Raw genomic sequence first — 12,727 nt, 5'->3', positions numbered from 1 at the left:
GCGCGGCGGGCCCTTTACCGGAGTTCGGCATCGAAGTTTTCCTCGGTGAGCTGAGTGAGCCAGAAGCGGCCGTTGTCGATCGCGTAACCGATGTGGAGATTGCCGCGGAACTTGCGGATTACCCCGCCGATGACGCGCACCTTCTCGACCGGCACGACGATGTCGGTGTTGGTCCAGGTTACGGGCTGGTCGGGCCTGATGTAGGTGGCGATCGACAGTGTCGGATTGTTCGCCAGTTCGTCGAGAATGGCGTTCAGGCTGTCGCGCAGGCCATTGTAGGCGCTGGGATGGGCGAGGCTGAGGAGTTCCTGGAACTGCTTGTCGGCGCTATAGGCCGAATAGGTCCCAGCAAGACTGACGATATTGCGCGTCATGGTCCTCAGGTACGAAGCCGAGGGGGCATTGCCGGTGACATAGAGATCGCCCGACGCTCCGAACGGCACAATCACCGTGCGCTGGTTCTGGTTGGTCGTGTAGATCAGAGTGCCGAGCACGGCGGAGACCCCGAACATGCCGGCGATTGCGAATTTCAGGAGCCGGTTCTCCTCGAACAGGTTCGCCGAGCCCTGCAGGTAGCGGTGGATCGCAAAGCTTGCAGGCTTGCCGGCGAGCGGATCGTCGGGCGCGGCCTTGCGGGATCGAAACAGCGGCATGGCTATCCTCACTCGAAAAAGCGGGTCTGGGTCGGACCCGGGTAATGACGGAAGGAGACCAGCCCCCAGCGCCAGGCGAGATGGGGCAGGAACCCGCGCGGTTTGCTGCGCTTCCAGGGAATGAAAAGGAGAAGGGCACAGATGAGCACCCAGCCGACCAGTCCGCCGACGATCGCGGCGACGAATATGGTCGACATGACCAGTACGAACTCGTCCGAACCGAACCATAGGATCTGGACCGGGCCGTGCAGATACTGGGGCAGACGCTCGTCCAAAGCCCTTCTCCTCCTGCTTCATGACACCTGTCGTCAGGGTCATTTTCCGAAGGCCGACCATCGGCCTCCAGCATGTCGGGGATATCGCCGCTCGCGGGTCCACACGCGCGGTCAGCGGATCCCCAGGCGGTTCAGATCACCATCCCGAAAGTCTGGAGGATGGTGTCCGATTTGATCAGGGCGACCGCGGCAACGATGGTCGGGATGCCGACCATGATGTTGGAAAACAGGCGGCTGACACCGAACAGGAAGGCCGCGACGCCGGCGACGAAGCCGAGCGGTCCCTTGACCCCCTTGTTCACGACGATGTCGTAGATGTCGTAGCCGAGGTCGCCCGCCGCTGGCGCGGTGAAGGCGTGGGCCGCGCTGCTCGCCAGCGCCATGAGGGCCAAAGGGACGCCGAGATTGAGGGCGGTGCTGGCGAGCGAGCCGCTGCTACCTCCACTCATCCGGGCACCCAGATTGCCGAACTTCTTGATCATGATCTTTTACTCCACTTGAGCGGAGCCTCCCTGGAAACAGCCTGCCGGCATCGATGGATGATCGCTGTCGGCCGACGCGCGCGGTGGGCGGCTCCAAAGCGGCCGCGTGCGCCGGCATTCCGGTCCGCCTCGCGCCAGCCGAAATGGCCGGGCGGCAGGCGGCCGCCAGATCGGGAATTCTCGGTCACTTCGCGGGCCCAGCGCCCGGTGTCTTCGCGAGGAACTCTTCGAGTTCGGCCTGCTGGAAACCCGAGACGAGCTTGCCATCGACAATCAGTGTCGGCGTGCCGCCGATGCCGAGCTTGGCAACGATCTCCGCATCCTCAGCGACCCGCGCGGCGCCCGCGGCGCACTTTTCGAGCGCCTTGGGAGCAGCGCCTGCATAGATCGCGCGGAACGCAGCTTCCTGGTCGGGCGAGCACAGGATGTGTTCGGCCTTGGCGGCGGCCTGGGCATGGATGCCGCTGACGAAATAGACGAGGCGGCGAACCGGCTTGCCTTCGGCGGCCTTTGCTGCCCAGAACTTGTCCAGCGCGCGGCAATAGGGGCAGTCGGGATCGGTAAACTCGATCACCGTGGGCGCGCCCGCCGGACCGATGGCGAGCGCCTTGGCAGGATCGATCTGCTTGAGGCGCCGGGCGGTACCCGCTTCCTGCGCCAGCGCGGTGACATTGACGCCGTTCTTGTCATAGACCGTGGCAAACAGCACGTGCTCGCTCGCCGGAGCATAGTAGATCACCCGTCCGCCCGCGACCGCCTGGTAAAGCGCGCCCTTGACCGGTGCAGGGCCGAATTCCTCGAACTTCAAGTTGGTGAAGCTCTGGTGGAGCTGGGCCTCGGCGGCGGCCGCCGCTTCGGCGAGCACCTTGTCATCGGACTTGGTGCTTTCGTCGGGCGCGGCGAGGGCTGCCGAACCGGCGATCAGCGCCAAGGCGCAGGGCAGTGCGCGCAGCGCCGTGAGGTTAGCGATCTTCGCCATTTGGGATATCCTTCGTGCTTGGGGGAATGAATGCGCGCCGGTCGATCCGAACGCTGTCGCCGATCGAGACAGGTGCTTGCGGTGGTGTGGTCGCCTCGACCGAGGCTGGAACAGGCGCGGCGGCGTGGATCACGAAGCCCGTATCGCCCTCGCTGACCACCAGGTGCATCGGGCTTTGCGGAGGCAACGGCGCCCGGTGAGGGGCGAGCGCACAACCGGCTAGCGAGCCTGCCAAAGCAGGGAGCCACAAGGCGTGGCTCAAGGGTTGTCGAATTCGGGGCACTTGCCGCCTCCTGCCTGGAACAAGATCCCGCAAGCTGGCTTCGGGAACCTGTCCCGGACCGGCTGCGTTCTGTGATGGCAGGAATGGTGTTTTTGACTTCGAAACCGCAAGGCGCAGGCCATTGCCTTGGGCAAGCGGCTAAGTCATCGTGGCAAGCGCCAGCGAATTACGCTTTTGGTTACCAATTCGTTGTAGTCGGGCATGGCCCCAGGGTCAGCTCATGGAGTTCGGACATCGGCCGGGGAGAGTAGCAGAGGACGAATCGGACGGTGGGAAGGGTGTCGAGAACCTTCAAGCTCAAACTCTCGCCTGCCGGCGTGGAGCTTTTTCTCGACTGCCATTGCCGCCTCGGCCACCTCGTCAAGGAACTGCTGCCCTACGGCAACACGCTCTATTGCGCGCTCGTCCACCTTGCCCGCACCGATAGCCAGTTCATCGCCGACGATCTGAAAACCTTGAAGGAATCGGGTCTCGACGGCGACCGGGTGTGTTTTGTCGGTGCGCCGCTGGCCATGGCTACGGTCACGCAGGCCATCGCCTATCGGCTCGATTCCGGCGCGCGCCGACGCGGGCCTGCGGCTTTGAACTCGCGTCTGTTCATTATTGCCCTCAATCAATTTCGTCTCGCCTCTCCCGAAGCCATCATGTCGGCTTACGATGAAATGCTTAGTCTGGCTGGTGACAGTCTGAAGATCGGCAAGGCTCTACGGGCGCGACGCGCATCGCTTTGACCAATCAGGCAATAATGGCCACAATTGGCATTGACCAATTGTGTATGAAACACCAACTTTTCGGCTATCACTTGCCGTGGCGGGCTGGTTGCTGCTGTCAGGAGTTGGGGATGCTGCATGATTGCAACGCATCCGGTCCCGACGCGTCATCTCTTGCCGAAATCAAGCAGATGTCTGGCCGGAGGATCGAAGATGAACGCAGGCGCGAAGGGCTCACCCAGTCGAAGCTCGGCGAGCGGGTCGGACTTGGCGTCAGCTGGATCCGCGAAATCGAATCGGGCAATCCGAGGACCCGCATCGACGATCACCTGCGTTGCGCCCTGGCGCTCGGAATTTCGCCAAGCATCATCTTCCTGCCGATGCTGTTCCACACCCATGGCCTCGCGTTCTCGCCGCAGCTGCTCGCCGGCAATCTTCACGATGTCGAACGGCAATGGCTCGAATTCATCGTCAACAATCATATCTCGGGAATGCGCCGCCTGCTTGGACTTGCCGAAGACAGCTCGCCCGGTGATCGGAGCGGCAGCGCGTTTCCGCAGATCGGTTCCCGATAAGTCGCCATAACGGACCAAGATTACTTGGTATCAATCGGTTAGCGATCCGCTATCGGGCCTGACACCGCACTAGCCATCCAAAATCATGTGTCTTCACTTCGCCTTGTCACGGGCGCGGGCGGGCCTGTCTCAACTAAATCCGGGGTAATACGATTGACGCATGCTCGCACCCCTGGCCAGCCGAACTGACGTTGCCGGTGGCGGGGCGAAAGCCAGGCGATCCTGGATGGGACGACGGATCCGGTCCGGTATTCCGCTTCGATGACGATGAGGCTAAACCGGATATTCCGCCACTCCCAAGCCTCGAGATCGCCAACTGGTGGCTGCGTGCGCGGCGCCTGCGCGATACGCTCTTCGCGCCGGGTCTGTTTGCCGACCCCGCCTGGGATATCCTGCTCGATCTCTATGCCTCGGAGGCGCGCGGCGAGAGCGTCCAGATATCGAGCCTCGCCTTTGCCGCGCGCGTTCCCCATAGCACGGCGATCCGCTGGGCGCGGATCATGACCTCCAAAGGCCTCATCCTTCGCGAAAAGGACCCGCATGATGCCCGGCGCGTCCATGTGCGATTGAGTCCGCTCGCCCGTGAAGTCCTGGCCGAGTTCTTCGGCAAGCTCTGCGCGCAGGGCCAGGTTCCAGCGCCGGTGCTCGCGAAGCCGCCGTGATCGCTTGGCGGCACAGAACAATCACCCGACTGTGGAATGACTTCGGCCCTGCGGGCTGCAAGCTTTTCATTCGATCTGCGCGCCTTTACGCAAGCATCGGCATTAGCGCGACAAGTGCCTTTGCCATCTGAATTTTTTCTTCTCGATTGGACACATCTACCATGAACAATTCCGAACTCGCCGATCAGGTTGCCACCAGCCTCGAACTTACCAAGGCCGACGCCAAGAAGGCTGTCGATGCCGTGATCGCCGCCATTACCGACGCGGCAGCCCGCGGTGACGAGATTTCCTTGAGCGCCTTTGGCAAGTTCAAGGTCAAGCACACGCCGGCGCGCGAAGGCCGCAACCCCGCGACCGGCGAAACGATCAAGATCGCGGCATCGAAGAAGCTTACGTTCTCCGCCGCCAAGGCGGTCAAGGATCGGCTCAACGGCTGAGTTTGATGCCTGCCGGGTGCGGCTTGGCCCGCGCCCGGCAGGCATTTTCGCGGCAACGGTCCGGTCGCGCATAGCGGTCGAGCAGACATCTAATGCGCCGCTGTTCTAGCGATTTTGCCCTTTAACGGCGCTGTCCGGTGCGCAGGTGGTAATCCGCTCATGTTCGCGGCTTCGGAGCTGCATCTGACTTCCGTTGCTGCATCACAGCGCTATCAATGGAACGCTTTGTGATTACCTGCCTGTCGGTTTTCGTGGAATCGCCCCGATGCTCGCCGACTGTTTGCTATCCCACTTCCTCAAGCCCGCCGTCCAGCAAGTCCTCAGGAACTGGCGCGATGTTTGGTATCTCTTCCCAGTCGTCAATTCATCGTCGGTTCGACGAAGGAGAGGAGATGGGGAGGGGGCGCATATTGGATATTTACCTGCCTGCGGCAAATCCCGAACAGGTCCGAGGACATGACCGGGCCGCTTCCAGCAGGTACCGGTCAAGGAAACAAGCGCCCGCGCCACAGTCGCCGCCTCTCCGATGAACTCGTCGAGGATGCCCGCGCACTGTTTCAAGAACGCACCGATCGGACGTTGACGTCCGAGGATGCCAGGCAGATGCTGGAAAATCTTGTTGGCTTCTTCTCGGTGCTGATCGAGTGGAATCGGGACGAGGCGCTGATGTCCACTGAGTCTAACGGCGACACAACAATTCACGCGGCAAGTCAGGAATGACGATCTGGCATTGCGCTGACATTTTGGTTCGACCGCGTAGCGCGTCAGGTAGCAATGATGGACAGCGCGGCGATATCGGACAAGAATCCAAAATATGCCGGCTGAACAAGGCAGGATCTGGCGCCGGATTCATGGGCGAGCGCATGCAGCTGTGTGCTCTAGGCCGCGCATCGAAATGGAGGAGCCATAATGGCACGACAGACAAAGACACGTTCCCGTCCAAAACAGGAAATTGTCCATGTGCCACGGGCCGTCATTTACGCACGCGTCTCCTCACGCGAACAGGAGCGCGAGGGCTTCTCCATCCCGGCACAGCTCAAGCTGCTGCGCGAACACGCCGAAATGAGCGGCTTCGTCGTTGCCGGCGAATATGTCGATGTCGAGACCGCTAAGCAAAGCGGTCGAACCAGTTTCGGCGAGATGATCGGTTTCCTGCGCAAGCACAGAACTGTTCAGACAATCCTGGTCGAGAAGACGGACCGCCTCTATCGCAACCTGAAAGACTGGGTGACCGTCGATGAGCTGGAAGCCGAGGTTCATCTGGTCAAGGAAGGCGTCGTCCTATCCCGCGAGTCACGCTCGTCGGAAAAGTTCATGCACGGCATCAAGGTCTTGATGGCGAAGAATTACATCGACAATCTGTCCGAAGAAGTGCGCAAGGGCATGTTGGAAAAAGCCGAGCAGGGGCTTTGGCCCAGCGCCGCGCCATTCGGGTATCTCAATGTTGGTGAACCAGACGGCAAAAAGATCATTATTGTCGATCCCGAGCAGGGGCCGATCATCACTCGCCTATTCGAATGGTATGCGACAGGGAGCTTCTCACTCAAAGAGGCCGCTGCCTCGGCGCGCGATGCCGGTCTCACATACCGCAAGAGCAGGCATTCTGTTCCGGTCAGCACGATCCACAAAATCCTGCGAAACCGTCTGTACACTGGTCAATTCGAATGGCTCGGAAAGATCTACGACGGCACCCACCAACCGCTCGTTTCGCTCGAACTTTGGCAAGCCGTGCAGGATGTGCTCGACGGTCGAAACAATGCCCGCAGGCCAAAAACAGGCGGCGGCCTCCGCGATTTTGCATTCACGGGGCTGATCTCCTGCGGACACTGCGGCTGCGCGCTGACCGCCGAGATCAAGAAGGCGAAATACATCTACTACCATTGCACTGGCTTCCGCGGAAAATGTCCTGAGCGCTTCGTCCGTGAAGAGGTTCTGGAAGAGAAATTCGCGGCAATGTTGTCGCGCATGCAATTTGGCGAACGAACCTACAATCTAATCGTTCGCGCATTACGTGAGAGCTACGCTGTTGAAAGGCGCGATCACGAAGAAGCCCTCTCACACCTGCGCACGGAAACCGACAGGCTGCGCAAACGTCTGGAGGCAGTCTATGTCGACAAACTCGATGGCACCGTCACAGATGACTTCTATCGACGCATGTCTGTGCAGTGGCGCGACGAACTTGACCGCTGTCAACGCGATATGGCCCGACACCTGGGCGCAAGCGCGGCCTACATGGATGAGGGAGTCGCGCTTCTGACTCTGGCGCAAAGAGCGCCGACGATCTTCGATTCTAAGCCAGCCCTCGAAAAACGAAGACTGCTGAATTTCCTACTATCGAACTGCGTTTGGAAGCATGGCGAGCTTACTGCTGAATACCGACAACCATTTGATTTACTAGTGGAAACGGTTGGGCAGCCAGAGCCGCCAAAAGGCGGTGGTGGTACCAAACAGCCTCAAATTGAAAATTGGTCGGGACGAGAGGATTCGAACCTCCGACCCCCACACCCCCAGTGTGATGCGCTACCAGGCTGCGCTACGTCCCGACCGGAGCGCGCCCTATAGGCAGGTCACTTGCGGATGGCAAGCGGCATGGTGCGCTTTGGGCGGAGACGATTTTTCGTCTCCGAAAGTGCCGCCGGAAGGGGTGCCGTTTGCCTTGCGTGGCCCAAGCTGCTAGGCGGCCGGGCCATATTTTTGCGCAATCTTTCCGGGCGGGCACACCGCTTTCCGTCCGGGCGGGTTGCAATGCCTTTCCACCGATCCCAAGAACGGTTCCATGATGCTGACATTCCTTTCCGCCGCCGCACCCGCCGCCACCCAGGAGCCGCCGCAGTGGCTTTCGTTCCTGCCGCTGGTCGGCATGGCGTTCATTTTCTGGTTCCTGATCCTGCGGCCGCAGATGCGCCAGCAGAAGGCGCACAAGGAAAAGATCGCTGCCATGAAGAAGGGGGACATGGTCGTCACCGCCGGGGGGCTGGTCGGCAAGGTCATCAAGCTGGACGATCACTATGCCGAACTGGAACTTGGCCCCAACGTGCGCGTCAAGGCGGTGCGTTCGACGATCGGTGACATCGTTCCGCCCGGCGGGACGGCTCCGGCCAACGACTGATCCCACCGGCTAGACGAAAAGAACCTGCTCTCATGCTCGATTTCCCGCGCTGGAAGGTACTGTGGCTCTGGGCGCTGACGATCGTCGGCATGCTGGCCGCCGTGCCTTCGCTGACCGCCACGGCGGGCCTCAACTGGCCGTCCGTACTGCCGGAGCCGAAGATCAACCTCGGTCTCGACCTGGCCGGCGGCAGCCACATCCTGCTCGAAGCCGATCCCTCTCAGGTGCGCCAGCAGCGCATCGAGGGGATGGAGGAAAGCGTCCGCAACAAGCTGCGCCAGTCCGGTGATATCCGTATCAGCGACATTTCCAACCGCGATGGCGCGCTGACGTTCGTGGTGGCCGACCAGACCAAGGTGGACGCGGTGCGCGAGGCGGTGCTGCCGCTGACCAGCGGCGCGGGGCTTACCGGTCAGCGCGACTGGAAGATCGATGTCGTCGACGGAAACCGCTTCGTGCTGACGCCTTCGCAAGAAGGCATCGACCAGGCGGTGACGCAGGCGATGGATACGGCGGTGGAAGTGGTGCGCAAGCGTATCGACGCGCTCGGCACCAAGGAGCCGACGATCATCCGCCAGGGCGCCAACCGCATCGTGGTGCAGGTGCCGGGGCTGCAGGACCCGCAGGCGCTCAAGAACCTGCTGGGCCAGACCGCCAAGCTCGAATTCAAGCTGGTGGATACCAGCGCGCTGCCTTCGGACGTGGCGCGCGGCATCGCCCCTCCGGGCAGCGAGATCGTACCCTATCAGGACCCCAAGCTGGGCGCGATCGCGGTCAAGCGGCTGGGCGGCATTCGCGGCGATCAGCTGACCAACGCGCAGCAGACCAACAGCCAGCAGACCAACGAACCGGTCGTCAACATCACGTTCAATTCGGACGGCGGCGAAAAGTTCGCCAAGCTGACGACGCAGAACGTCAACAAGCCCTTCGCCATCATCCTGGACGGCAAGGTCCTGTCGGCGCCCAACATCAACGAGCCGATCCTGGGCGGCAGTGCCGTCATTTCTGGCCGGTTCACCACGGAAAGCGCCAACCAGCTCGCCATCGCGCTGCGCTCGGGCGCGCTGCCGGTGGACCTCAAGGTGGTGGAAGAGCGGACCGTGGGGCCTGACCTTGGCGCGGATTCGATCCGCAAGGGCATGATCGCCATGCTCGTCGGCACCGGCGCGCTGATGGCCTTCATTCTCATCACCTACGGCCGTTTCGGGGTTTACGCGAACCTCGCGCTGGTCGTGAACGTGCTGATGATCCTGGGCATCATGGGCATCGCCGGCACCACGCTGACGCTGCCCGGCATCGCCGGCTTCGTGCTGACCATCGGCGCGGCGGTGGACGCCAACGTGCTGATCAACGAACGCATCCGCGAGGAACGTCATCGTGGCCGGCGCGTGGTGCAGGCGGTGGAGATGGGCTACAAGGAAGCGAGCCGCGCGATCTTCGACGCCAATATCACCAATGTCATCGCCGCGGTGCTGATGTTCGCGTTCGGCACCGGCCCGGTGCGCGGCTTCGCCGTGGTGCTCATGATCGGCATCGTCACTTCGGTGTTCACCGCCGTGACCATGACCCGCATGTGGGTGGCGCAGTGGCTCCGCCGCGCGCGGCCGTCCGAACTGAGCCTGTAAGAGGAGACGAAGGACATGAAGCTCCTCAAGCTCATTCCCGACAATACCAACATCCACTTCCTGAAGTGGCGGCTGCCGTTCTACATCATCAGCCTGCTGCTGATGGCGGGATCGCTGACGCTGGTGGCGACGCGCGGCCTCAACCTGGGCGTCGATTTCGTCGGCGGCCAGATGATCCGCGTGACCTTCGAGCGCAGCGCCGAGGCGCCCGTGGCGCAGCTGCGGGGCGAGGTGGATAAACTGGGTTACGGCGAGCCGATCATCCAGCGCTACGGCAAGCCCAACGAAATCTCGATCCGGATGAAGCTGCCCGAAGGATCGGACCACGATCCCGCGCTGTCGGACAAGATGGCCCGCACGATCACCGCCGCGATCAAGACGGCCCATGCCGATGCGCGGATCGACGGCGTCGATTCGGTTTCGGGCAAGGTTTCCAAGGAGCTTGGCTGGGACGCGTTCAAGGCGCTGGGCTTCGCCGCGCTGGCGGTGGCGGCCTACATCTGGATACGGTTCGAATGGCAGTTCGGCATCGGCGCGCTGTTCGCGCTGGTGCATGACGTGGTGCTGACGCTCGGCATGTTCGCGATCACGCAGATGGAGTTCGACCTCAACATCGTGGCCGCACTGCTGACACTGATCGGCTATTCGCTCAATGATACGATCGTGGTCTACGACCGTATCCGCGAGAACATGAAGAAATACCGCAAGATGCCGATGCCGGAGCTGCTCGACCTTTCGGTCAACGAGACTCTGGCGCGTACGATTGTGACCTCGCTGTCGATGCTGATCACGCTGGTCGCGTTGCTGCTGTTCGGGCCGGACGTGATCTTCGGCTTCACCGCGGCGATCACGCTCGGTATCTTCGTGGGTACCTACAGCTCGATCTACATGGCCGCGCCGATTCTGATCTGGCTGAAGGTCAATCCCAAGAGCTTCATCCCCACCGAAAGCGCGCTGGAAAAGCAGGAACGCCTGGCGCGCGAGCGGGGGTGAGAAAACGCGTCATCCCAGCGTAAGCTGGGATCTCGGGCAGCCGGGGACGGACCCCTGAAAGGTTTCCCGCAGCGGCCTGAGGTCCCAGCTTGGGCTGGGATGACGGGGGCGGTGTTTGTGCGCGCCGTCAGGCTGTGGTCTGCTCCCGGACCACGCCCTCGTAAATCTCCGCCATCGCGGCCGCATTGCCGTCCCAGCTGAAGCGGGCGGCGCAGGCTGCGACGTCTTCCTGCGCGGGGGGATCGGCCAGCAGATCGCCGAGTGCGGTGGCGATGGCCACCGGATCGCGTGCGGCGATGCGGCCAGCGGCGGGGCAGTCCACCACCTCGCGCGCGCCGCCGATGTCGGGGATGACGACCGGCGTGCCGCAGGCGAGCGCTTCGATCCAGGCATTGGCAAGGCCTTCGCGTTCCGAAGGCAGGACCATGGCGTCCGCCGCGCAAAGCAGCGTGGGCAGGGTCTCGTGATCGACCGCGCCGACGAACTGGACCCGCTCGGCCAGCTCGAGTTCGCTCGCCAGCGCCTTGAGCGCGGTCTCGTTTGCCCCGGTGCCGGCGATGACCAAGCGGACGTCCTCGGGCAGATGGGCCAGGGCGCGGATCGCCAGCGCCTGCCCCTTGATCGGGATCAGCGCGCCGACGCTGACGACTAGCCTACCGACCGACCAGATGCCGAGATCGGGAATGGCCGAGACCAGCTGCCGCGCGGCGGCGCGCGGCAGGGGCGAAAAGCGCGCGTGATCGAGGCCAGTATAATGGACGTGCATCTTGCCGGCTGGCAGGCCCAAGGCGGCCATGTCGTTGGCGAGTGCCTGCGAGACCGACAGCACGACCGATGCCTTTTCGGCGGCCGCGCGCATCTGCCGCAGCGCGAAGGGTTTTGTGCCCCAGTAGTGGATGTCGGACCCGCGCGCCTTGATCGCGAACGGCAGGCCCAGCGCCTCGGCCACGCGCATGGCGGCCGGACCATCGGGATAGAAGAACTGCGCATCGACCATGTCGAACGGTTGTTCGGCGTGGAGACGCTGCACCAGCGGCAGGATGGCGCGCGCGATCAGCAGGGGATTGATGTGGCCGGAAAGGCCGGGGATCAGCGTGAAGCGCGGATGATGCACCGTGACGGGACCGCCGGTTTCGATCAGCGGCGTTTCGGCAATGTCGGCATAGCGGGCCAGCTTGACGGGGGGCAGGCCGATGGGGTTCACCACCGTCACCTCCCAATCGCCGCGCGCGGCCAGCGCTTCCATCTGCCGCGCGACGAAGCGCCCGAAACCGGGGCGTTGGGACGAGGGGTAAAGCGTCGAAATCGAGAGCAGGCGGCGCCCGGTTGCAGGGTTCACAGTTTTCGGACCAGCATTTCCGCCACGCCGATCCACGCCGGGTGGTCGATCACCACCTGCCGCTGCCCGATACCAGGGGGCAGCAGCGCGATGCGCCCGTCGAGATGGTCGATCATCCGCCCGAAGGCGAAGCGGCCGGCAGGGCGTGGCGCAAGCACGTCGCGGTTGAGCGCACGCGAATAATCCGCCGGATCGACCTGCCGCAGCCACACCTGATCGCCCGCCCGGTATTCGCCCAGGCCCGCATCGACAACCAGCGCCATGAGTCGCGCATCGCCGCCGAACTCGGTGGGCAGCACCGCGTCCATCGGGTGAGTCAGCGCTTCAGGTCCGCCGGCGGTGAGCCGCGCGACGACGTTGGGTATGGCGGACTGGTCCGGCTTTACCAGAAGCTGCGGATCGACATCGAGCGCGGCGCCGATCCGGTTCATCCACGTCAGCGACAAGCTGCGCATCCCGGTTTCGAGCCGGCCGATGGTTTGCGCCGTCGTCGGCGGAACGCAGCGCGCGGCCACGTCGGCCAGGGTCAGGCCTTTCTGGCGACGGATGTCGCGGATGCGGTTGATCATGGTGGTTCCATTTCTGAGAGGAACGGAAGTTGAAAT

General features: G+C 62.8%; 15 protein-coding genes, 1 tRNA gene and 1 pseudogene. 9 read left to right on the top strand and 8 right to left on the bottom strand.

The genetic code is table 11. The features are described 5' to 3' along the window. Positions 1 to 14: 14 nt before the first annotated feature. From EH199_RS01645 to EH199_RS01625, 5 genes are all read right to left on the bottom strand, one after another. Positions 15 to 653 carry a TraE/TraK family type IV conjugative transfer system protein gene (locus tag EH199_RS01645; RefSeq protein WP_124807524.1) on the bottom strand — a complete coding sequence of 213 codons (639 nt, stop codon included), beginning with the start codon at positions 651 to 653 and terminating at the stop codon, positions 15 to 17. 8 nt (positions 654 to 661) lie between these two features. Further along, positions 662 to 928: a type IV conjugative transfer system protein TraL gene (locus EH199_RS01640; RefSeq protein WP_124807523.1), complete on the bottom strand. Its 267-nt coding sequence runs from the start codon at positions 926 to 928 to the stop codon at positions 662 to 664. A gap of 131 nt (positions 929 to 1,059) precedes the next feature. After that, positions 1,060 to 1,377 (bottom strand): hypothetical protein, encoded by a 318-nt coding sequence (locus EH199_RS01635; protein ID WP_124807673.1) that lies wholly within the window; start codon positions 1,375 to 1,377, stop codon positions 1,060 to 1,062. Between the two features lie 217 nt (positions 1,378 to 1,594). Further along, positions 1,595 to 2,389, bottom strand: a complete 795-nt coding sequence (locus EH199_RS01630; RefSeq protein WP_124807522.1) for a DsbC family protein — start codon at positions 2,387 to 2,389, stop codon at positions 1,595 to 1,597. Then, a complete protein-coding gene (locus EH199_RS01625) occupies positions 2,373 to 2,558 on the bottom strand; it encodes a hypothetical protein (protein WP_124807521.1) in 186 nt (61 codons plus the stop codon). The genes EH199_RS01630 and EH199_RS01625 overlap by 17 nt, the downstream gene beginning before the upstream one ends. A 392-nt stretch (positions 2,559 to 2,950) precedes the next feature. Here EH199_RS01625 and EH199_RS01620 point away from each other — a divergent pair, with 392 nt between their 5' ends. The 6 genes and pseudogenes from EH199_RS01620 to EH199_RS25045 form a co-directional block, all read left to right on the top strand. Then, positions 2,951 to 3,403 (top strand): hypothetical protein, encoded by a 453-nt coding sequence (locus EH199_RS01620; protein WP_223806411.1) that lies wholly within the window; start codon positions 2,951 to 2,953, stop codon positions 3,401 to 3,403. A 110-nt stretch (positions 3,404 to 3,513) separates the two neighbouring features. Next, the gene (locus tag EH199_RS01615; RefSeq protein ID WP_124807519.1) at positions 3,514 to 3,957 is read left to right on the top strand and encodes a helix-turn-helix domain-containing protein; all 444 of its coding nucleotides are present in this window, start codon (positions 3,514 to 3,516) and stop codon (positions 3,955 to 3,957) included. A 197-nt stretch (positions 3,958 to 4,154) separates the two neighbouring features. Beyond that, positions 4,155 to 4,619: a MarR family winged helix-turn-helix transcriptional regulator gene (locus tag EH199_RS01610; RefSeq protein ID WP_223806410.1), complete on the top strand. Its 465-nt coding sequence runs from the start codon at positions 4,155 to 4,157 to the stop codon at positions 4,617 to 4,619. A gap of 161 nt (positions 4,620 to 4,780) precedes the next feature. Then, entirely contained in the window at positions 4,781 to 5,056 is a 276-nt protein-coding gene (locus tag EH199_RS01605; protein ID WP_124807518.1) for an HU family DNA-binding protein, read from the top strand. Between the two features lie 456 nt (positions 5,057 to 5,512). Next, complete coding sequence (locus EH199_RS01600) at positions 5,513 to 5,776, top strand: hypothetical protein (protein WP_124807517.1); 264 nt, start codon at positions 5,513 to 5,515, stop codon at positions 5,774 to 5,776. A 189-nt stretch (positions 5,777 to 5,965) separates the two neighbouring features. Next, positions 5,966 to 6,955: pseudogene (locus tag EH199_RS25045) on the top strand (recombinase family protein); the annotation flags it as partial. A gap of 567 nt (positions 6,956 to 7,522) precedes the next feature. On the opposite strand, the gene EH199_RS01585 reads toward EH199_RS25045, so the two are convergent. Then, positions 7,523 to 7,599: transfer RNA gene (locus EH199_RS01585), tRNA-Pro, on the bottom strand. Positions 7,600 to 7,835: 236 nt separating this feature from the next. Between EH199_RS01585 and yajC the strand changes: the two genes are divergently transcribed. Genes yajC through secF form a run of 3 tightly spaced genes read left to right on the top strand, consistent with a single transcriptional unit; the run spans position 7,836 to position 10,783 of the window. Continuing rightward, complete coding sequence (gene yajC / locus EH199_RS01580; RefSeq protein WP_190287084.1) at positions 7,836 to 8,165, top strand: preprotein translocase subunit YajC; 330 nt, start codon at positions 7,836 to 7,838, stop codon at positions 8,163 to 8,165. Between the two features lie 32 nt (positions 8,166 to 8,197). Next, positions 8,198 to 9,790: a protein translocase subunit SecD gene (gene secD, locus EH199_RS01575; RefSeq protein ID WP_124807515.1), complete on the top strand. Its 1,593-nt coding sequence runs from the start codon at positions 8,198 to 8,200 to the stop codon at positions 9,788 to 9,790. 15 nt (positions 9,791 to 9,805) lie between these two features. After that, on the top strand, positions 9,806 to 10,783 hold the full coding sequence (gene secF, locus EH199_RS01570) for a protein translocase subunit SecF (protein WP_124807514.1): 978 nt from the start codon (positions 9,806 to 9,808) through the stop codon (positions 10,781 to 10,783). 127 nt (positions 10,784 to 10,910) lie between these two features. Here the strand turns inward: secF and EH199_RS01565 are convergent, their stop codons facing one another. Beyond that, positions 10,911 to 12,122 (bottom strand): glycosyltransferase, encoded by a 1,212-nt coding sequence (locus tag EH199_RS01565; RefSeq protein WP_223806409.1) that lies wholly within the window; start codon positions 12,120 to 12,122, stop codon positions 10,911 to 10,913. After that, a complete protein-coding gene (locus EH199_RS01560; RefSeq protein ID WP_124807513.1) occupies positions 12,119 to 12,691 on the bottom strand; it encodes a helix-turn-helix domain-containing protein in 573 nt (190 codons plus the stop codon). The genes EH199_RS01565 and EH199_RS01560 overlap by 4 nt, the downstream gene beginning before the upstream one ends. Positions 12,692 to 12,727 lie beyond the last annotated feature (36 nt).

Source organism: Novosphingobium sp. LASN5T (genome assembly GCF_003856955.1).
GTDB lineage: Bacteria > Pseudomonadota > Alphaproteobacteria > Sphingomonadales > Sphingomonadaceae > Novosphingobium.
The sequence above is the reverse complement of the archived record's forward strand: the minus strand, read 5'-3'. Positions and strand labels throughout refer to the sequence as shown.

What these genes read in the sequence shown, in the direction of transcription:
- EH199_RS01645 (WP_124807524.1), bottom strand. Translation starts at nt 653, where the DNA reads ATGCCGCTGTTTCGATCCCGCAAGGCCGCGCCCGACGATCCGCTCGCC.
- EH199_RS01635 (WP_124807673.1), bottom strand. Translation starts at nt 1,377, where the DNA reads ATGAGTGGAGGTAGCAGCGGCTCGCTCGCCAGCACCGCCCTCAATCTC.
- EH199_RS01630 (WP_124807522.1), bottom strand. Translation starts at nt 2,389, where the DNA reads ATGGCGAAGATCGCTAACCTCACGGCGCTGCGCGCACTGCCCTGCGCC.
- EH199_RS01625 (WP_124807521.1), bottom strand. Translation starts at nt 2,558, where the DNA reads ATGCACCTGGTGGTCAGCGAGGGCGATACGGGCTTCGTGATCCACGCC.
- EH199_RS01615 (WP_124807519.1), top strand. Translation starts at nt 3,514, where the DNA reads ATGCTGCATGATTGCAACGCATCCGGTCCCGACGCGTCATCTCTTGCC.
- EH199_RS01605 (WP_124807518.1), top strand. Translation starts at nt 4,781, where the DNA reads ATGAACAATTCCGAACTCGCCGATCAGGTTGCCACCAGCCTCGAACTT.
- EH199_RS01600 (WP_124807517.1), top strand. Translation starts at nt 5,513, where the DNA reads ATGACCGGGCCGCTTCCAGCAGGTACCGGTCAAGGAAACAAGCGCCCG.
- yajC (WP_190287084.1), top strand. Translation starts at nt 7,836, where the DNA reads ATGCTGACATTCCTTTCCGCCGCCGCACCCGCCGCCACCCAGGAGCCG.
- secD (WP_124807515.1), top strand. Translation starts at nt 8,198, where the DNA reads ATGCTCGATTTCCCGCGCTGGAAGGTACTGTGGCTCTGGGCGCTGACG.
- secF (WP_124807514.1), top strand. Translation starts at nt 9,806, where the DNA reads ATGAAGCTCCTCAAGCTCATTCCCGACAATACCAACATCCACTTCCTG.
- EH199_RS01560 (WP_124807513.1), bottom strand. Translation starts at nt 12,691, where the DNA reads ATGATCAACCGCATCCGCGACATCCGTCGCCAGAAAGGCCTGACCCTG.